The organism is Providencia sp. PROV129 (genome assembly GCF_028482245.1).
Classification (GTDB): domain Bacteria; phylum Pseudomonadota; class Gammaproteobacteria; order Enterobacterales; family Enterobacteriaceae; genus Providencia; species Providencia vermicola.
On the sequence record NZ_JAMPQD010000006.1, the window covers coordinates 371976 to 391572 of the forward strand.

15 protein-coding genes are annotated in these 19597 nt (G+C 41.6%); 9 read left to right on the forward strand and 6 right to left on the reverse strand.

Going from position 1 to position 19597, the window contains the following annotated elements; all coding sequences use genetic code 11:
* The first annotated feature begins 148 nt into the window (after positions 1 to 148).
* A complete protein-coding gene (locus tag PSF27_RS04590; protein WP_306803690.1) occupies positions 149 to 1021 on the forward strand; it encodes an ATP-binding protein in 873 nt (290 codons plus the stop codon).
* A 30-nt stretch (positions 1022 to 1051) separates the two neighbouring features.
* Here the strand turns inward: PSF27_RS04590 and PSF27_RS04595 are convergent, their stop codons facing one another.
* Positions 1052 to 1939 (reverse strand): alpha/beta fold hydrolase, encoded by an 888-nt coding sequence (locus PSF27_RS04595; protein WP_206086003.1) that lies wholly within the window; start codon positions 1937 to 1939, stop codon positions 1052 to 1054.
* A gap of 138 nt (positions 1940 to 2077) precedes the next feature.
* Positions 2078 to 3265, reverse strand: coding sequence for an MFS transporter (locus PSF27_RS04600; protein ID WP_272680958.1), 1188 nt, complete (start codon positions 3263 to 3265; stop codon positions 2078 to 2080).
* Positions 3266 to 3359: 94 nt separating this feature from the next.
* Here PSF27_RS04600 and PSF27_RS04605 point away from each other — a divergent pair, with 94 nt between their 5' ends.
* Together PSF27_RS04605 and PSF27_RS04610 are read left to right on the forward strand one after the other, a co-directional pair.
* Positions 3360 to 4298 carry a LysR family transcriptional regulator gene (locus PSF27_RS04605; protein WP_272680959.1) on the forward strand — a complete coding sequence of 313 codons (939 nt, stop codon included), beginning with the start codon at positions 3360 to 3362 and terminating at the stop codon, positions 4296 to 4298.
* Between the two features lie 111 nt (positions 4299 to 4409).
* Complete coding sequence (locus tag PSF27_RS04610) at positions 4410 to 4946, forward strand: metallophosphoesterase family protein (RefSeq protein ID WP_206086005.1); 537 nt, start codon at positions 4410 to 4412, stop codon at positions 4944 to 4946.
* 20 nt (positions 4947 to 4966) lie between these two features.
* On the opposite strand, the gene PSF27_RS04615 is transcribed toward PSF27_RS04610, so the two are convergent.
* The 3 genes from PSF27_RS04615 to PSF27_RS04625 all read right to left on the reverse strand — a co-directional run bounded on the left by PSF27_RS04615 (position 4967) and on the right by PSF27_RS04625 (position 7053).
* Complete coding sequence (locus PSF27_RS04615; protein ID WP_206086006.1) at positions 4967 to 5590, reverse strand: helix-turn-helix transcriptional regulator; 624 nt, start codon at positions 5588 to 5590, stop codon at positions 4967 to 4969.
* 78 nt (positions 5591 to 5668) lie between these two features.
* On the reverse strand, positions 5669 to 6637 hold the full coding sequence (locus PSF27_RS04620; RefSeq protein WP_206086007.1) for a threo-3-hydroxy-L-aspartate ammonia-lyase: 969 nt from the start codon (positions 6635 to 6637) through the stop codon (positions 5669 to 5671).
* Between the two features lie 26 nt (positions 6638 to 6663).
* Positions 6664 to 7053, reverse strand: a complete 390-nt coding sequence (locus PSF27_RS04625) for a RidA family protein (protein ID WP_206086008.1) — start codon at positions 7051 to 7053, stop codon at positions 6664 to 6666.
* A 389-nt stretch (positions 7054 to 7442) separates the two neighbouring features.
* On the opposite strand from PSF27_RS04625, the gene PSF27_RS04630 reads away from it, so the two are divergent.
* From PSF27_RS04630 to PSF27_RS04650, 5 genes are all read left to right on the forward strand, one after another.
* Entirely contained in the window at positions 7443 to 11177 is a 3735-nt protein-coding gene (locus tag PSF27_RS04630) for a DUF4132 domain-containing protein (protein ID WP_272516284.1), read from the forward strand.
* 23 nt (positions 11178 to 11200) lie between these two features.
* Positions 11201 to 12310 (forward strand): ATP-binding protein, encoded by a 1110-nt coding sequence (locus PSF27_RS04635; RefSeq protein WP_206086010.1) that lies wholly within the window; start codon positions 11201 to 11203, stop codon positions 12308 to 12310.
* Between the two features lie 69 nt (positions 12311 to 12379).
* Positions 12380 to 14926 carry a DUF5682 family protein gene (locus PSF27_RS04640; protein WP_272681003.1) on the forward strand — a complete coding sequence of 849 codons (2547 nt, stop codon included), beginning with the start codon at positions 12380 to 12382 and terminating at the stop codon, positions 14924 to 14926.
* 2 nt (positions 14927 to 14928) lie between these two features.
* Positions 14929 to 16083: a VWA domain-containing protein gene (locus PSF27_RS04645; protein ID WP_272538423.1), complete on the forward strand. Its 1155-nt coding sequence runs from the start codon at positions 14929 to 14931 to the stop codon at positions 16081 to 16083.
* On the forward strand, positions 16080 to 18134 hold the full coding sequence (locus PSF27_RS04650) for an SWIM zinc finger family protein (RefSeq protein WP_272680960.1): 2055 nt from the start codon (positions 16080 to 16082) through the stop codon (positions 18132 to 18134). The genes PSF27_RS04645 and PSF27_RS04650 overlap by 4 nt, the downstream gene beginning before the upstream one ends.
* Here the strand turns inward: PSF27_RS04650 and PSF27_RS04655 are convergent.
* Entirely contained in the window at positions 18131 to 18616 is a 486-nt protein-coding gene (locus PSF27_RS04655; protein WP_206086200.1) for a MarR family winged helix-turn-helix transcriptional regulator, read from the reverse strand. The two genes, PSF27_RS04650 and PSF27_RS04655, sit on opposite strands and share 4 nt — an antisense overlap.
* 84 nt (positions 18617 to 18700) lie before the next feature.
* Between PSF27_RS04655 and PSF27_RS04660 the strand changes: the two genes are divergently transcribed.
* On the forward strand, positions 18701 to 19558 hold the full coding sequence (locus PSF27_RS04660) for an EamA family transporter (protein WP_272680961.1): 858 nt from the start codon (positions 18701 to 18703) through the stop codon (positions 19556 to 19558).
* Positions 19559 to 19597 lie beyond the last annotated feature (39 nt).

The window sequence follows — 19597 nt, forward strand, 5'->3', positions numbered from 1 at the left end:
AGTTTTTTGGCTTGAATCATCTTTGGAGACAGTAAGTTGCAGTAAACTTACTGTCTGTTTAATGCTAACATTTTCCTATGAATTTAATGTATGCATTTTTTAAGATAATTTTTTGCCATGTAAGGGGGGCCAAGTGATAAAACGTTTTATGAATCTAGAGCTTCCTCCTGAACCCATAATTAATAGCAATTGCGTGAGAAAACGCCTCAAAAATAGCATTTGTGATAACTGTTCTACCAGCTGTCCAGTGAATGCTATCTCGTTTAGTCACATGGATGCGAAAATTGATAATGATCTTTGTTTCCAGTGTGGTAACTGTCTTTTCTCCTGTCCTGTTGATGCTATTGAAAATATTTCGCCTCACGAACGTACATATCAACAGGATTATTTAGTAGTTAACTATGATGAGCCTGTCGCAATGACGGAAGAACTGATTGTTTGGCATAAACAATTTCAAATTCGGGGTATTCAAATAGCGGAACCCTTGGTTGATAAATGGTTACCAACGATAGCGGCTCTCAATCTTAAGTTAAAAACATTACAAGAGCCTATTTGGCAGCTACGTATTGAGCAACCTCTTGCAGTAGATAGTGGGCGCCGTATGATGCTCTTTCGTCAAAAGTTAGACCAGAAACCCCTGAGTAAAGGGCAGGTGAAAACAGGGCTTAATGCACGGAAACAATTTTATCCAGAAGATAGCTGGTTCAAGATAGAACTTGAAAACGAAAGCTGTATTTTATGTGGGGCGTGCGCGAAAGTATGTGATGAAAACGCGATACAAATTGGCGATAACCAATTCATTTTAGATGAAAAGCGTTGCACAGGCTGTATGAGTTGCCAAGTGGTATGCTTTCCAAAATCGATTCAAGTTTATGAGCACACAGCTAAGCATAGCGAGCCTACCGTATTTCATTACTATGATGCCAAATGTCATACTTGCCATTTACCCTTTTTTTCGTGGGAAGAGGATGTGCAAACTTGCCCAATATGCTCGCAGCATAAAAAGCAGGGGTGGTTATAGAAAAGGTGCTATCAAAGAGCACCTTTTTAGTTAATTTGCTGAACCTAAATGCTCAACTACTAGTTTTGCAATCTGTGGGTTAATGGCTGGGGGTGTCTCATGGCCCATACCTTCAATAATGGCGATTTTTGCGTTCGAAATGTTATCTGCGATATCTTGACCCGCTTCAACGGGGAATAACGGGTCAATTGAGCCGTGAATAACTAACGTAGGAACATTAATGTGGCTCAGATGTGGACGCATATCACCAGTCACCGCGACAGCAACAATTTGGCGTTTAGTACCTTCAGGTGAATAGTTTCGAGCAAGGGCTTGTTGCACATAATCGCGGTAATATTCCTCATCAAATGGGCAACAACTTGAGCTAATACGGCGATAAAAGGCAAGTTGCCCAGCCAGATAAGCCTCAAAATCTTCTTTGGGGTTTGCGCCTGAACTCATCAACATTTGCATCACATCAGGGGCACTTTGCGGTAAGTTGGGGTTCCCTGTTGAAGACATAATCGGGGACAAAGTGATTGTGCGTTCAGGGTATTTCGCCGCAAATAATTGAGCGATCATTCCGCCCATTGAACGACCAATTATATGCGTTTTATCAATTGATAAGCTATCTAATAAATGCACAATATCGTCCACCATATCGAATAACGTATATGCGATATCGAATGGTTGTCCTGTTTGCATTTTTTGAATCAATTCCCCTAGGTTGATTGGAGGGAAATTATCCATATGAGGAGATAAACCCGCATCACGGTTATCAATTCGGATAATATAAAAACCTGCGCTAGCGATTTGTTGGCAAAAATCTGTTGTCCAACTAATGTTGTGGCCGCCTAGACCTGGCACGAGTACAACGGCAGGGTTCTCAGGAGCGCCAAATGCATCATGAAAAAGTGAAATAGGTTGCTTGGTTGTCATTTTTTTTCCGCTGAATTGAATGTTGTGCTATTTATGCCGCCATAGTGTAGCAAATACTAGCCCCAAAAATGGATAAAGGTTGCTAAGAAAGCGAATGTAGCAGCATTGCTGTAATTTTGCAGAAAATAACACAGTTTATTATCTAACAGATATAAATCGGCTAAATATTAGCACTATAAGTGAAAAAAGAAGTAAAAACAATGCAGTAAGTATGTTTGTATTTAATGAGTAGGTGGAAACAATAAGGCTGCCTAATGCTGACCCAAAAGCAATTCCTCCATTGAAGAATGCGATATACAAGGCGCTCGTAATCTCAATTCGCGAAATGCTATATCCGATCATCCAATTCATTAAGGATACAGAGACTCCACCGTATGCCACTCCCCAAAGTGCGATGATAAAATAGCCCCAAAAAACGTTTAATGGCAAATATACAAATAAAATTAGGCTGATAATTATTAAACTAATTATCCCAAAAATAGATAGCTTTATATTTCGGCTAGAGGCCATCCCGAAGATAAAATTGCCTAAAATTCCTGTAATACCATAAAGAAGCAAAGCAAAACTGATTTGATGGTTGTCTAAATTAAAATGTGCAATTAATAATGGGCGAATATAAGTGAACACCATAAAGTGGCCAGAAACTAATAATAGCGTGAGGAGTAGGCCAGCAATTATAATCGGGCGTTTTAGTTGTTCAGCAAAAGCGTCTTTTGTTGTTACTGAATTTGTAGGTAGCTTAGGTAAATAAATAGCCATCAATAAGGTTAAAATAAATGATAAAACACCCATAAAGATAAATGCGCTACGCCAGCTCCATATCCCCCCAATAAAAACGCCAAGCGGGATCCCCATAACGGATGCGGCCGCAACACCGCCAAAAATCAGTGATGTCGCAAATCCAATATGCTTTTTGTCCACTAAACGGGGCGCAATCCCACCCGCAATTACCCAAATAACCCCAATACAAAGTCCAACAAGTATTCGACTGACAAATAGTAACCAAAAATAAGGCGTGGCAGCGGCTAATAAATTACACACCATCAGTAAACTTCCCCCAAAGATAAGCAGGGTTTTTCGGTCTATTTGTTTAGCAAATAAAATAATGAAAGGCGAACTAAGGGCAGCGACGATGGCGGGCAAGGCCATTAATAAACCGCTTAATCCCACAGAGACAGAGAATTGCTCAGAAATAGGTGTTAGCAATCCTACAGGGAGCATCTCCGTCGTGACAACAATAAAGGTTGCAAGGGTAAGGGATAAAACAGCCATCCATGAACGAAATGGATGAACAGATGGCGAAGTTTCAAAAGAATTGCGTGACATAATGTTCCTACAGATAAATAAATGTGTTGAAAAAGTTTATAGGGGACGATATATAAGATAAATGATCGATTTGTATTAACATTGGGGAATTATCGTGGTCAATAAGGCGTCGCTATCAATAGATAACTTGCTTGATTTAAGAGTGTTTGTTGATGTCGTTGAAACAAGCAGTTTTACGCGCTCAGCAGAACGTCTGTCGTTATCGCGATCTGCAATTGGCAAGTGTATTACACGCTTAGAGAGTCGATTACAGACGCGGTTATTTAATAGAACAACGAGAAGTATTCATCTGAGTGATGAGGGCCAGATTGTTTATGGCTCCGCGCTAAAAATATTACAAGAAATTGAAAATGTTGAAAATATTCTTAGTCAAGGCCAACAGCAGCCTCGGGGCCTATTAAGGATTACGGTTCCCGTGGTTTTTGGTAAGCGTTTTATTATGCCTCTCGTGCATGATTATTTAGCGCGTTGGCCAGAGGTTGAAGTCGATATTGATTTTTCTGATGATTATTGCGATATCGTTAAAGACGGTTTTGATATTGCTATTCGTATTGGCGGTAATGATGATAATCGCTTGGTTCGCAAAGTGCTTGCTCCACACCGTTTTATTACCTGCGCGTCACCTCAGTATCTTCAGGAGTTTGGTTACCCAACAACAGTGCAATCGCTGGAGCAGCATAATACATTGATTTTTTGTCATCGTGGTTTGAATGTACCTTGGCAATTTAAATTGGGTTCAGCGGTGCAAAGTTATATGCCGAAAGGGCGGCTTGTGTTGAATGATACGGAAGCGATTTTAAATGCGGCATTACAGGGGCATGGCATTTGCCAATTGGGTGCTTTCTTGGTGGGTGAGCAAATCGCGCAAGGAAATTTACGTCCTATTTTAACCGAGTTTTCGAAGCCAGAGGCACCGATTTGTGCGTTATATCCAACAAAACGCTATTTGCCACCGAAAGTACGTCAGTTTTTACAGTTTTTTGACGAGTATTGGCAAGGGCGTGCAATTTGGGAGGAAAAGGAGAAACGATAAGGTGATTTTTCAGCCTATTCTGTAAAGCAATTAAAAATCATTAGGATATGATAGCTACCAAGCAATTCGTTGCTTAAAGATAATTTTTAACTATAGATTTTTAGGTTTTATATGATTTATTTTATTTCAGATACCCATTTTTGCCACTCTAATATTATCAACCTGTGTGATCGTCCTTTCAAAAGCACTAGCCACATGAATGATACGTTGATTCATAACTGGAATGCTTATGTAACAGACCATGATGAAATCTACATCTTGGGGGATTTTTTATACAAAGGTAATGGGGCGGATGCGAATAAAATTTTGCGCAGGTTATCGGGCAAAAAATACCTTATTCGTGGTAACCATGACAAGTTTTTAGATGATCCAGAGTTTGATTCATCACTCTTTGAATGGGTGAAGAGTTATTACGAGTTGGATTATCAAAAACAAAAATTTGTTTTATTTCACTATCCTATCTTAGAATGGCAAGGTTTTTTTCGTGATGCAATCCATTTATATGGCCATGTGCATAATTCAGGAAAAGACCCAGAACAACGTAAACGCTTAGATATTTTAGGGCCTCGAGCGATGAATGTTGGCGTTGATGTAAATAATTTTTTCCCTATTAGTATTAAAACTATTCTAAAACGTGCAAATGGTTAATTATTTAATAATAAACAAGTCTATTTTTTAGCATACAAATAAACAGAAGCACGTGAAACACCAAGATGCTGTGCAACTGTTTCCATGGATTTTTTGACGTCAAGCAAGCCTTCGCTACGTAAAATTTCTATGAGGTTTTTTCGTTCTTCCGCTTTTAATGTCCGCGGTGTTGCGGCAAGTGTCGCGGCATATTGATCGATTCGATGACGAATAGCTTCTGATCCATTGGGCTCAATATGTTCTTTGATTGGGCTATTTCCAACTTCAATAAATTGCGACAATACACTTTGCATCCCCCGAAATAACGTCATATCTAAATTTAGGCACAAAGCAGCAACATATTCACCATTCTCATTTTTGATACCAATAGATGTGCTTTTAACGGGGCGTCCATCGGAAAATTGATTGGTATAATTGGCGACAATATTAGGAAAATCAGCAGATTCAATGCGTGCTAAGCCGAGTTCTGTGGTAGGCTCGCCTACTTGACGACCAGACAAATTATTATGAATCGATAAAATTGAATGTTCGGGGTTTTTTAGGTCATGAACGACAACCTCACAAAATGGTGCAAAAGTTTCGCTCAGCCCTTTGGCGATTGTTTCGATTTGCGCCAATAATGTATTTTCCTTGGTGCTAGACATAAAACCCCCTTATCTAAAAGCGTTAATTTATTAATTTTAACCCATTTTTTATCTCGCTAATAGATAAAGGGTGGAGAGTTACTGTGAAACTAATTCAGCAAAGCGATTGATATCGACATTACCACCACTGACAATAATACCGACTCGTTTACCTTGGAATTGGTCTTTTTGCGCTAACGCAGCAGCATAGGATAGACAACCCGTTGGTTCAACAACCACTTTCAGGCGCTCTGCATAAAATTTCATTCTGTCAATAAGTTGCTCATCGGTAACAGTAAAAATATCATCGACATTATTTTTAATAATTTCAAATGTATACTGCCCCAAATGTTGGGTCTGCGCGCCATCAGCGATGGTTTTTGGTGTATCGATATGGACAATTTTACCTTGGCGGAAAGATTGCTGTGCATCGTTACCCGCTAACGGCTCGACACCATAAACTTGACAGTTAGGGGATAATTGGCGAGCAGCAAGTGCACAGCCAGATAGCAAGCCGCCACCGCCTAAGCAAACAAATAAGGCTTCCAATTCACCCACCTCTTGGAACAGCTCCATAGCGGATGTGCCTTGCCCTGCAATAATATGAGGGTGGTCATAAGGTGGAATGATGGTTAAACCCTGTTGTTCTGCGAGTTGCTTGCATAATGCTTCGCGGTCTTGCGTGTACCTATCGAAATGCACAACATTGGCGCCATAACCTTGGGTCGCCGCAACTTTAACAGCAGGTGCGTCGTTTGGCATGAGAATTGTTGCTGGTATATTCAGTAATTGGGCTGCAAGGGCGATACCTTGTGCGTGGTTACCGGATGAAAAGGCAATTACCCCCGCTTTTTTCTGCTCTGGTGTAAATTGGGCAAGTGCATTGAATGCGCCACGAAATTTAAATGCCCCCATCCGTTGGAAATTTTCGCATTTAAAAAATAGCTCACCACCAAATTCTTTATTGGCGGTTGTTGAGGTGAGTACAGGGGTTTTGTGTGCAAACCCCGCGATGCGCTTAGCTGCTGCTTCAACATCTCGATAAGTTGGTAAAGTTAAACCCGTCATTTTATGCCTCGTTGAAATTTTTTGAATTAGCCTAAAACCGCAGTTGCTTCAATTTCGAGCGCTGCGTTAAAGTGAAGTTCAGAAACACCTGCAACAGCGCGAGCAGGGCGAAAGTCACCTATCCACGCTGCATAAATTTGATTAAATTCCTGCCAATCATTCATATCAGCTATATAAACACGCACTTGGACTAAATTTGCTTTTGTTATATTGGCGGCTGACAAGCAAGCGTCAAGATTTTTTAATACTAATTTAGCCTGAACGTTAAAGGGGGTATCAGTGATTGCTTGCCCTGAAACATCGACGGGTAATTGACCCGAAATAAACATAAACCCATTAGCGCCCACACAATGGGAATAGTGGCCTCGTGGCGGGAGCAGAGTAGGGGCATTGATATATTGAATTGACTGGCTCATAGCAACCTCGAACTTGACAAAAAAGCACATATTAGACTTTTAGTCTAATATTGTATTATATGTACAGTCAATCTGTTTTTGAAGAAAAAAACATCAATGCTTGATGCTAATATGAGAAAAAATACAGAACAGTTTGCAGTTAGGGTTTTTGCGGATTGTTAGCTGTGGTGTTGATCATGAATATTCTTGCTTGGTAATTCGCCACTCATTTATTCAATAAAAGCGAATTTTTTAGTGAAAGAAATTGCAAAGATTAGAATGAGTAAAATTAAAAATCGTTCACAATGAAAGGGAGTTATCTTAAATAAAAGTGATTAAGAATAATCAAATTGTGACGAGAAAAATAAAATGGTAAGAAGTTGTTATATAAAAACTTTTAGGGATACGACATGGCGAAGTTTACGTTTGATATACTTTCTATTTTTGGGAAAAAAAGCAGTAAAGTGGCTGAACAATATGTTCAAGAAGCGGTTTTACCGTTATCCGTCTTGGATGATTCTTTACCCAAAATGGTGGTTGAATATGTACTGGAAGGAACATCGCCAGAAGTCTTGGTAAAATTAAGCCAACTGGATACCGAAAAAGCCGTTATTTTATTAGACAAACCAGGCACTGTGGATTGGTGGTGGGGAGGTAATAATTTTAATACGGGCCAATATAATAAAGTGATCCGTCAAGGGAGTAATGCCCGCCATAAACTGTATTCCAAAGTCGGCGATGGTGTGAGTGCAGAGCAAGTTGCGCGATTTGCCAAAGTATTAGCCGCTGCCTGCCAAGATATTAATATTAAAGTGCTGACATCCGAATTACCGTCATGGGTAAGTTATTTAGTCGGCGATGCATTTTCCAAAACCTTCGACAATTCTCGTGATGAAAAATTAGATCACCGTAAGCATTGGAATGTGGAATTGTTGTCTGAGATGATTAGCAAAGAAACAGATAAGCCCGCTAACTCAGTGTTGTATATTATCTTCGATAGACAACATTTGTCGGATTACCACTATGAGAACTTAAACCGGTTATTTGTTCTCCCAGGCTTTAAAGAATATTTAATTGCACAGCAAGGTTTTATTAAGCAGACATTGATTGGTAATTTGTCTGCCGCAGGGCAAGTGCAGCTAATCAATGTTCTGAAAAAAGATAAAGCATTATATTCGGTGTTTGCAGATTGTTTAGTGACATTTGCAACCAGTTCATTAAAAACCGTACGCAGTGCCGCAGAGCCTACACTGTCTATTCTACCTGATGAATCAGTCAAACTATATTTGACCAAAGTGCTAACAGAAGGAACACCAAAGCAGCGTACGCAAGCCGCGGATTTATTTGCCCGAATTGGTAAAGATAGAGAAGTTCTCGAAGCTGCATTGCAAACGGAAACCAACAAAACGGTATTGAAAAGTATTGAAAGTGCCATTTCACGTTTTTCGGTGATGGATAGCGCCAGTGAAATTGAGGAAACTGCGCTGCCAGCGCTTGTTGAACTTGAAGACACCCCACTACCAGAGAGTGCAAAAGATATCTTAATCAATAACTTCAATGAGATGCTGCAAAAAGCCAAAGAAAATGCAGAGAATGAAATTGAAGAGAATAAAAAGCAAAAGCACACGTACAACTGGGCACAGCGTCATTATAAAGAATTCCAAAAACTGGATGCGAAAACCTGCGCAAAAATTATTGATAAGTTGAACTCAGGCAAAGAGGTGATTACTGACCATGAATACAATGTGGTGAAATTCAAAGAGCGTATTAATAATCTCCCAGAGTTTACGTTATTTCATGCATTACGTCTGATTAGTCATAACCGCACGGGAATGGATCATTTTTCTCATTATTACCTGACCCGTGAAGTTCCACCACGTATTATTGGCCAAATTGAATTACGTCAATTAGAACAGGTATTAACTCATTGCCATTATCAACAGGCTCACCGTCTAATTGCAGATTTCTGTTTGCGTTCATACAATGATGGCTTAAAACTGTTTAATCAACCGCAGCAAGTTTGGCCGTTCTTTACGCAATACCCTGATTTTATCGCCGAAGCATTAGGGTTAATTCCGCAGCAAGCAAAACAACGCTACTACCAAGAATATGATGCTTCAAGTGGTATAGAAGTATTAGCGATGTTACCAACTATTCCTGCTCGCTTTATTCCACGTATTATGGAACTCGCGTTAGGAGAGAATAAAACGCATCGTTTAAGTGCGCAAAAATTACTCGAAACATTGCCGAATATTCATGTTAATGCAGCAGAAGGTTTAGACTCAGGTAAACAAGAAATTCGTGTGACTGCCATTGAGTGGCTAGCGCGCCTTAAACACCCTGATTCTTTAAAACCTCTATATGCATTATTGAAAAAAGAAAAACGTGAAATTGTGCGTGCTGCACTATTAACGGCGTTGGAACAATTTGGGGAAGACATTTCCAGTTATTTATCACCAAAAGTCCTATTAGCTGAAGCACAAAAAGGGCTTAAGGGTAAAGCGCCAGCAAGCATGTCTTGGTTTAATTTAGATTCTTTACCTGCACTGACTTGGCAAAATAATAAACCTGTCGATGGGGAAATTATTCGCTGGTGGGTTATTTTAGCTGTGAAATTAAAAATGCCAGCAGGTAATGGTTTATTACAGCGTTATATCAGTTTGTTATCAGTGGATAGCCAGCGTAAGCTTGGAAGCTTTATGCTCAATAGCTTTATTGCTCAAGATACCGCAGGCCCATCGCTAGAAATGGCAATGGCAGAAGCAGAACGAGATGCACCACAGCGTTTAACCAACTACCAAGATTGGGTAAAACGTTGGCCAGAGTATTACAGTCAGTATGAAAATTACACCCTTGAGCAGTGTATTAATGACATTAAGAATGAAGTGCTTCGCCGTTATTTAGGGTCAGCGATTACCGATAAAGGCATGCTAGCGCTCATTTGTGGTATTGAAGGGCACATTGCAGTCACCGCGTTACGTAATTATATGCGTGATCATTATCAGCGTCGCGCACAGATTGAAGCCATGATTGATGCGGTAGCAACCAGCAATGACCCGCTCATTATTCAATTATTACTCTCACTTTCACGCCGTTATCGTACCGCTTCTGTACAAGAAAAAGCACGTGGTTTAGTGGCTCAAATAGCGGAGCGTAATGGCTGGAGTGCCGATGAACTTGCCGACCGGACTATTCCAACAGCAGGAATGGATGAAACAGGGGTACTTGCCCTTGAGTATGGCGAGCGTACTTTTACTGCAAAACTAGATCCCCAACAAAAATTGGTGTTGTTTAACCCTGAAGGCAAAGAGATCAAAGCATTACCAGCCGCCCGTAAAACGGATAATGAAGAGCTGATTAAAGAATCGAAAAAATTACTGAGTTCCAGTAAAAAGGAACTTAAGCAAGTTATTGATCTACAAACTGCACGCTTATACGAAGCAATGTGTGCGGAACGTTTGTGGACTACACAAGACTGGCAAGAATATATCCAAGCTCATCCGATTATGCGCGGTTTGATTGAAAGGCTTGTCTGGATGGAAATAGATAACGATAAGGTTATCAATGTATTCCGTCCTTCAGATGATGGTAGTCTGCTTAACCTTGAGGATGATGAAATCGAGTTAAGCGCAGGGTCATCAATTAAACTGGCTCATGCTGCGTTGATTTCGGAAGATGAAAGAAAAGGTTGGTTGGTCCATTTTAAAGATTACAAAGTGAAATTTTTGTTCTCGCAAATGGAACACAAAATCCCTGAATTAGACCTCGCACTCACTGAAATCGAAGATCGCAAAGGTTGGCTGACAGATACCTATACGTTACGTGGTGTGCTCACCAAAATGGGGTATCAGCGTGGCCAAGCGGAGGATGGCGGTAGCTTTATGCATTACTCGAAACACTATGCTAGCCTAGGTTTCTATGTCTACATTGAGTTTAGTGGAAGCTATGTACCAGAAGAAAATATTCCTGCGGTCTTGTACTCCTTAAGCTTTGAAAGTGGTCAACAAAGCTCATGGAATCGCAGTTACATAGAGTTAAAAGATATCCCGCCAATTTTATTAGCTGAAAGCTATGCGGATTACTTAAAAGTGGCTGACGCCTGTGCAGGATTTGACCCTGAGTGGGAAAAGAAAACACCTTGGTAATTAGGGTTTAATAGGATAACTCGATGAGTAACAAAGAAACAATAAAAGGGCATGTTCTGCGTGAAAGCGCAGAAATTCGTTTTGCTGATGAACTGGAAAAACTCACACAAGCCGATAGCCATAACCCAAAACCACAAGGTTGGCTACGTTCACCACGCGCGGTTAGGCAGTTTATTTTAGGTGATGAAGCTCTGGGTATTACGCCGAAGTTTTTTGGGGATGATGCTTTAGTTGACCGCGCAATAGTGACCTTGTTAGGTAAACAGGGTCTGATGTTAGTCGGAGAACCAGGAACAGCAAAATCCATGTTATCCGAATTATTAGCTGCAGCAATCAGCGGTGATTCGGGCTTAACTATTCAGGGAACAGCTGGAACAACCGAAGATCACATTAAATACTCATGGAACTATGCGTTGCTATTGGCAGAAGGGCCTACGGAAAAAGCGTTGGTTAGCTCACCACTTTATCAAGGCATGCTGGAAGGAAAAATTGTGCGTTTTGAAGAGATCACCCGCTGCCCACCAGAAATACAAGATGTATTGGTCAGCTTAATGTCTGAAAAACAGATGATGATCCCCGAAATGAAAGACAATGCGAGGATCAGTGCTAAGCAAGGCTTTAATTTAATTGGTACAGCCAACTTGCGTGACCGTGGCGTGCATGAAATGTCATCGGCATTAAAACGTCGCTTTAACTTCGAAACGGTGAGGCCGATTCAAGACCCTGCGTTTGAAATTGAGCTAATAAATAAACAGCTTACCAGCGAACTAGGCGAGCTAAATGGCTTGGTGACTGTGCCTGCGAATGTGATTGAGTTATTAGTCACCACTTTCCAAGAGCTACGTTCAGGCAATACCAAGGATGGCGGCAATATCAAAACCCCAGATGCGGTGATGTCGACAGCAGAAGCGGTGAATATCGCTTATGCGTGTGCGTTAGAAGCCCATTATTTGGGAGACGGAACGTTAAGTGCTGGTGCAGTCGCTCGTCAGCTAATTGGGGTTGTACTCAAAGATAATGCAGATGATATCAAGCGGATGCGTTATTACATTGATAATGTCGCACGAGAAAGAGCCAAACAGAGCCCCGAATGGAAAGCATTCTTTGAAGCTTCCCGTCAGTTTTGGCAATAGGATTGTTAACGTGTAATGCATGGCGAGGTCTTTGGCTTCGCCCATATTTATCAATCAGGGAATATTACGGTGAGTTTGCCTTCCATACCTTTACCCGAACGACTCGAACAAGCATTGATGAGCTGGCAACAGCTTGAATCAGAAAAGATTTATTTTGCTCCCGTTCGCCATCACAGTCCAGCTTGTGCCTACAGCACGGCCTCATTGATTGAGCAGATTAACCCTGATTATGTACTGATTGAAGGACCTGATAGTTTTAATGGGTTGATTTCAGGGTTGCTGCATCAAGACACACAACCGCCCGTCGCTATTATGGTGCAAACGGAAATTAAAGCAGGCGCATTAAAGGATGGAAGTGACACTGTCACTCGGTCGGCTTATTTCCCATTTTGCGAATATTCCCCAGAATGGCAAGCACTTAAGCAAGGCTCACGATATAAAGCACAATTACAGTTTATTGATTTACCTTGGGCTGCGCAGGTTAATATTGATGAAACTGATGAAGGGCAAAGTCAAAGCCTGCAAAAAGAGCGTTATTTAGCACATAGCTTATTTATTGCACAGCTAGCAAAAAAAAGTGGTTGCCGTGACCATGATGAGCTTTGGGAACAACTATTTGAATTACGTACTTTTGAGCAGCTCACTGATTGGTCTGCATTTTTTAAAGACAGTTTCATCTGGTGTGGGTTAGCTCGTTTAGATTATGAGCCTGAAGTCCTTGAATCTGAAGGCTCTACACAGCGTGAATCCCATATGCAAGCTCATATTCAAAGCATTAAAACGAAGCAGCCAAACGCCAAAATTGTTATCGTGACTGGCGGATTTCATACCCTCGCGTTAATTGAAGGTTTAGCTGAACGGGCAACTCAACAATTTGCACTCACGGCGATAGCTCAAAAGCAGTTTGTAAAACAACAAAAAACCGCTGAAAACGAGAGTGCATGGTTAATACGTTATAGTGACGATAAGCTTGATGCACTAAACGGTTATGCATCAGGTATGCCATCCCCCGCGTTTTACCAAAAAGTATGGGAAACACTATTGCAACAGCGCCAAGACCGTGAAAATGGTCGAGTTCGCCCAACTCAGGTGTATCGGAATAAATTGGGGATCGCGTATCTGGCAAAGGTGGCGACTATTTTGCGCGAAAAGCAATTTGATGCGGCTCCTGGTTTTTTATCGGTAAAACTGGCCGCGGAACAAAGCATTCGCTTAGCGGCCTTTCGTGGGCATGCAGGGACAGGGCGCTATGATTTATTGGATGGACTACAAAGTGCATTTATTAAAGGCAGCCTTGATGAGAGCCAAGATGAACTTTGGCATGAAATTAAAACCTGCTTTTCAGGTTTTCGCCTAGGCCAAATCCCCAAAGGCACAACAACGCCGCCGTTGGTAGCACAAACCTATGAGATGGCAAAAGGGTTTCGCTTTAAGCTTGATGACACATTAAGCAAAATCAGTCGGTTAGATGTGTATCGTAATAAACAACATCGCCTACGTAGTCGCTTTTTACATTTATTGGCTTTTTTAGATATTCATTTTGCAAAACACCTTTCTGGCCCAAATTTTATGTCAGGAAACCAAATGGATGTGTTATTTGAAGAGTGGCAATATGCCTGGACGCCAAATGTGGAAGGCGAGTTAATTGCATTATCAGAAAAAGGGACTCAGCTTAAAACGATCGCATTGAATCGTTTATTTGAAATGGAAAAAAACCTTGAGCAACAAGGGGTCAGTCGTTCAAGCCAGAGTGCTGTGACATTATTAATGCAAGCGGCGATCATTGGCTTACATCAACGCATTCCTACACTATTTTCATTGTTAGATAGTTATATTCAGCAAGATACAAAATTCGAATCATTAGTAGCTTGTGGCCATAAGTTAGTACATTTATGGCGAGGAAGACAGTTCTTTGATATCGAAGAGAATTTTACGATTGAAGCTCGTTTGGATGCTTTATTGCAGCAAGTTTTTTATTGCTTTGAGCAAATTACTCAAGGGGATGAGCAGCAGCAAGAAATGTATTTTAATGCGCTACTTTCATGCCGCGAACTGGTGACATTTATGCCTGAAATTAATAAAAATCACGATTATTATCACGATTTTTATCACCAGTTGGCTCGCTGTAAAGACCAATTAAACCATGTCCCTTTATTAAAAGGGGCCGTGGATGCTCTGCGTTATTTGGGTGCAAAAACCGATGAAGAGACATTAGTTAACGAGATCCAAAGTGCGTTTAGTGCAGGAAGTGACCCAGAAATCGCTATTGGCTATTTTATTGGCGTAATGCGCGCTGCCCCTGAATTAACTTTACGTATTCCACTCTTAATCGACTCTTTGAATGATTTACTCAGTAAATGGGATGAAAGTCGATTTATTCAGGTGCTGCCAGATTTGCGCTTTGCATTTAGCCAACTGACGCCAAAACAAAATGCACAAATGGCACAGTATATCGCGCAAAACTTATCAATCGAAGCACAAGATTTGACGCTGCACCAAACAGAATTTAATGAGAAACAAATGCTGCAAGCGTTGCAATTAGAACAACGACTACAAAATCAGCTTGTTGAGCTTGGTCTACAACGTTGGTTCACTCACACGTCGGAGGCGAAATAACGATGAGCAAAAAAGAGATGCCATTGACGCCAGAACAACTGCAACTTGCTAAACGCTGGCGTTTAGTATTAGGCCAATATGCGGATAACGCGCTGGGGCAAGCGGCATTCAGTGCGGAAGAGTTAAAAATCGAGCGCTCATTGGATTTTTTATATCGCCGTGAATATCAACGGCGTGGACTGCGACAAGAAGGTGGTCGTCACGGTTCTTTAGATGCATCGCAACTTACCGCAGTGAATTGGTTAAACCAAGCGCGGAAGTTATTCCCAAATAGTACGTTTGAGCGCATGCAATCACAGGCGCTTGAGCGTTATGAAATCAGTAGCTTACTTAAAAACCCTGACGCATTGAATGCCATGGAACCCACGAAGGCATTAGCAAAAACGCTAATGAGTTTACGGGGAAAAATGAACGAAGATACGCGTGATGCAGTGAAAAATATCATTCGCAAAGTCGTGGATGATATTCTCAGCCAAATGCGTAATCAGTTCCGCCAAGCATTAACTGGGCGGAGGAACCGTTTTCGCCGTTCGTTAATTCCAAATAGCCGTAATTTCGATTGGCGTGCGACTATTGCTGCAAATTTAAAAAATTATGATCGGCAAAACCAACGGTTAGTCATCAAAACCCCGTATTTCAACTCGCGTCAACAGCAGCACTTGCCGTGGGATGTAATTTTGTGTGTTGACCAAAGTGGTTCGATGGCCAGTTCAATTATGTATGCGGCAGTCTGTGCCAGTATTTTAGCCGCATTGCCAACAGTCAGGGTTTCACTCGTGGTTTTTGATACGCAAGTTGTTGATTTAAGCCATTTAGCCCATGACCCTGTTGAGGTTTTAATGACGGTACAATTGGGCGGTGGAACCGATATTGCCAAAGCGATGCAGTACTGTGAAAGTTTGATCCGTAACCCTAAACGTACGGTTATCAGTTTGATAAGCGACTTTGAGGAAGGCGGGGCACTAAATCATCTACTTAACTGCACACAGCGCCTACACGGTCAGCAAGTGAAACTTTTAGGCTTAGCCGCGTTAGATGACGATGCATTGCCTGTTTATGATCCTGAAATTGCCCAAAAATTGGCTGATAGAGGAATGCATGTCGCGGCATTAACCCCTGAGCACTTTGCTCAGTGGCTGGCGGAGGTGATGCAATGAGTTGGCAAACCATTTATTACCAATATGATGACGATGCGTTAGCGGTGTTTGCAAACGTGGGGTTATTACGCAGAGCGCGCAAAGATTTAGAGAACCAAAAGGTTAATCCTAGTGATCTGGTTGCTGGGCAGTTTGACAGTGATGGGCAAGCGGTGAAGTTAGATGCACAAGGTGTACAAAAAGCGACCTGTAATTGCAGTGCATCAGGTTGTTGTAAGCATATTTTGGCCGCAGTTCTTTGGGTTCAGAATAATGTGCCAGATGAAAATATTCAGGGTATTGAAGATAAGGGGATGCTTAGTGAGCCAGAACCATTATTGCCTGAATTACTCGCATTAGAGTCAACGTCATTGATTAAACTCGTCTCTAAAGCCGACTGCCGCTTAGCTATCCGCTTGTTAGCCGAGTGGCAAGGGCGTGAGCTGACTTTTGATGATCAATGCAACCAGTTAAGAGTGATATTAGCCGAATATGATGAGCCAATCATTTACCTGAAAGGCAGTGGTTTTCAGGGGATGATCTCCTCGGTCCCCGAAAAACAGAAAAAAGCGGTTCACCTTGCGGTGATTGCTAAACTGTTGATGCAAAATGGTGTAGTTTGGCAATGGCCTGATGATTTAGCCCCTGCGCCTGATACTGCACTGTCATTAACTGATGATGACAAAACCGTTATCGCCACCATTGGGCAATTTATCCAAGATTTGTTACGTCAAGGGTTGTCACACATTAGCCAAAGTAGCGCCACGCAATTGCATCTGTTGAATATGTCGGCGAAAGCGGAAGGTTTACCTCGGTTAGCCAATTATTTGAAAAGGCTGAGCCAGCAGGTGAAACTGCTAGCAGGTAAGCACTTTACGATGGATGAAGGGCAAGTTTTGCGGTTAATCGCCGAAATTGCTGCCTATTTGCAGCAACTTTCAACGGCAGATGCAACACAGCTTGCAGTGCTTAAAGGTTTGCAGCGCCGTCAATACACTGACAAAATATCGGTACTTGATTTAACACCAATTGATGCGAATTGGTGGCAAACCCAAAACGGCGCAATTGGTGCGACGTTTAGTTTTTGGGATAACCAAGAGAAAAAAATCATTCAATGTACACAAGGGCGTGCAAATAATCTGGACCCGATGTTCAACCGTTCAAGCCTCTGGCAAACGTTATCCATTTGGAAGCAAACTGCCGATAATTTGATGCGAACACCGTTTAAATTACATGATCCGCGGCTTTCGGACGAAGGTAAATTATCGGCCAGTGGTGACAGTTTTGCTGAAAAAAATAACCAAAAGCTGTTAGCAAACGATGATTACCAAACGCTTCAAAGAGAGTTGGGGTTTACCCACTGGCAAGAGGCTAGTGAATTTCTTTCAAACTTATCCAGCGAAAATGTTTATCAACCCGTTATCTTACACCTCGCTGATTATGAACAGTTATATTGGAATGAGACTGAACAATGTATTTTGTGGGCGATATCTGATAGTGAAAAAAATAGGGCGTTTTTGCGATTAAATTGGGAAGGGAATGAAAACCATAAAATCGAAGAGTTACGCTTTATTACCAAGGAAAAATGGCCTATTGCCGCAGTGAGTGCTCTGGTCAATCATACTTCACAAGGTATTCAGTTAGTGCCTAAAACATTATGGTTGAAGAAAGAGCAAGGTATTGAACTGTTTTACCTTGATTTTGAATCAATCCCTCGCAAAAAACAACGTTCAGGTTTTTTCAGTAAGATAATGGAATACATGGAGAAAAAGCAGCAAACGAGCAATACTTTTGTGCCTGAAACAACGCTCGCAAGCCAATTGACTCGTCCAATTTTGTCAATACTGGAAACCCAGGCTTGTACGGGAAGGCAGCAGTTTTCTTCATCCCAACAAGCTGAAATTGGTTATGTCATACATATCCTTGAGGATTTGGGCACGTTATGGTTAGCCAACCAGGTCAAATTGTTAACTGCTTCAGGGGAGATCCCCCCCGAAAACGTATTACGATTAGTGTACCTATGCGATAAATTTGAGCGCTTGCAAATGCCGTTACCGTTTCAATTTGTTTAAGATTCAAATGTTGCGAGAAATGTCCGTAATAGTTGGTTGAGCGCCTGTTGCTCTTCCAACGTTAATTTAGCGACTAGCCTTGCTTGGTTTTGCGTGTGAGCCTCAATGACTTGATTAATCAGATTCAGTCCTTCCTCAGTCAGTGACACTAAAAAGCCACGGCCATCATCTGGGTTAGTGTGGCGGGAGACTAGCCCCGCTTTTTCCAGTTGATCAATGCGATTTGTCATAGTTCCTGACGTGACCATTAGCGTAGTTAGCATGTCCCCTGGGCTCAGGGTGTAAGGCGCACCAGAACGCCGCAAAGTTGCAAGCACATCAAAACTTGACCGATTAAGGCCAAATTCAGCGAAGACTTTTTCCATTTCACGAGTGAGATGATAGGCAACATTGCCTAACCGACCAATTAACCCCATTGGGCTAATATCAAGGTCTGGGCGCTCACGCTCCCATTGTTCAGTGATTTTATCGATTCTATCCATAGGTAAATAATGGGCATTATTTATCTTGACGTCAAGGCAAATAAAAATTATCTTGATCTCAAGATAAATATTGAGAGTTATACTATGAATCGCTATGTTGTTTTATGTTTAACAGCGTTAGCCCCCATTGTGTGGGGAAGCACTTATCTCGTTACAACCGAAATGCTACCTTCGGGCTTGCCGTTAACGTTGGCTGTTTTGCGTGCATTACCCGCAGGATTATTACTGATACTCTTTTTGCGCCAGTTGCCATCAGGGATTTGGTGGTTGCGTGTCGCCATTTTAGGGGCGTTGAATTTCTCACTGTTTTGGTGGTTATTATTTATTGCGGCTTATCGTCTGCCAGGCGGGGTTGCTGCAACCGTTGGCGCTGTGCAGCCGTTAATTGTGTTATTTTTAAGTCACTGGTTATTAAGTAACCGCTTATCAAGTGTTTCTGTCATTGCCTCATTCAGCGGTATTGTTGGTGTGGCGATTTTGCTGTTAACACCAACGGCTACCTTAGATTGGGTAGGGGTGATGGCTGGGTTGGCAGGGGCATTTTCAATGGCCGCTGGCACTGTATTAAGTCGACGTTGGCAACCTTCTGTAAGTGCATTGACCTTTACATCATGGCAATTAACCGCAGGTGGTTTGATTTTATTACCTTTTGCCTTGATCTTTGAGCCTGCATTACCCGTATTAACATCCGTGAATATTGTCGGTCTTAGCTATTTAACCTTAATTGGTGGGGCGTTAACATACGCGTTATGGTTCCGCGGATTGGCGTTATTAGGGCCGAGTTCAGTCGCATCCTTAGGTTTCCTTAGCCCTGTTAGTGCTGTGGTCTTAGGATGGTTTTACCTAAATCAGCAGCTGAGCACTTTACAATTTATTGGCATGATAGTGATCTTAGGGAGTGTTTGGGTGAGTCAGCGTGCAGAAGCACGTAAAGTACGGTGAAGTGGCATTTAATTGCGTATTATGCAAATTACCCTAGTT

Coding starts and splice junctions, on each gene's coding strand:
- PSF27_RS04590 (WP_306803690.1), top strand. CDS start 149: ATGAATCTAGAGCTTCCTCCTGAACCCATAATTAATAGCAATTGCGTG.
- PSF27_RS04595 (WP_206086003.1), bottom strand. CDS start 1,939: ATGACAACCAAGCAACCTATTTCACTTTTTCATGATGCATTTGGCGCT.
- PSF27_RS04600 (WP_272680958.1), bottom strand. CDS start 3,265: ATGTCACGCAATTCTTTTGAAACTTCGCCATCTGTTCATCCATTTCGT.
- PSF27_RS04610 (WP_206086005.1), top strand. CDS start 4,410: ATGATTTATTTTATTTCAGATACCCATTTTTGCCACTCTAATATTATC.
- PSF27_RS04615 (WP_206086006.1), bottom strand. CDS start 5,590: ATGTCTAGCACCAAGGAAAATACATTATTGGCGCAAATCGAAACAATC.
- PSF27_RS04620 (WP_206086007.1), bottom strand. CDS start 6,637: ATGACGGGTTTAACTTTACCAACTTATCGAGATGTTGAAGCAGCAGCT.
- PSF27_RS04625 (WP_206086008.1), bottom strand. CDS start 7,053: ATGAGCCAGTCAATTCAATATATCAATGCCCCTACTCTGCTCCCGCCA.
- PSF27_RS04630 (WP_272516284.1), top strand. CDS start 7,443: ATGGCGAAGTTTACGTTTGATATACTTTCTATTTTTGGGAAAAAAAGC.
- PSF27_RS04635 (WP_206086010.1), top strand. CDS start 11,201: ATGAGTAACAAAGAAACAATAAAAGGGCATGTTCTGCGTGAAAGCGCA.
- PSF27_RS04645 (WP_272538423.1), top strand. CDS start 14,929: ATGAGCAAAAAAGAGATGCCATTGACGCCAGAACAACTGCAACTTGCT.
- PSF27_RS04650 (WP_272680960.1), top strand. CDS start 16,080: ATGAGTTGGCAAACCATTTATTACCAATATGATGACGATGCGTTAGCG.
- PSF27_RS04655 (WP_206086200.1), bottom strand. CDS start 18,616: ATGGATAGAATCGATAAAATCACTGAACAATGGGAGCGTGAGCGCCCA.
- PSF27_RS04660 (WP_272680961.1), top strand. CDS start 18,701: ATGAATCGCTATGTTGTTTTATGTTTAACAGCGTTAGCCCCCATTGTG.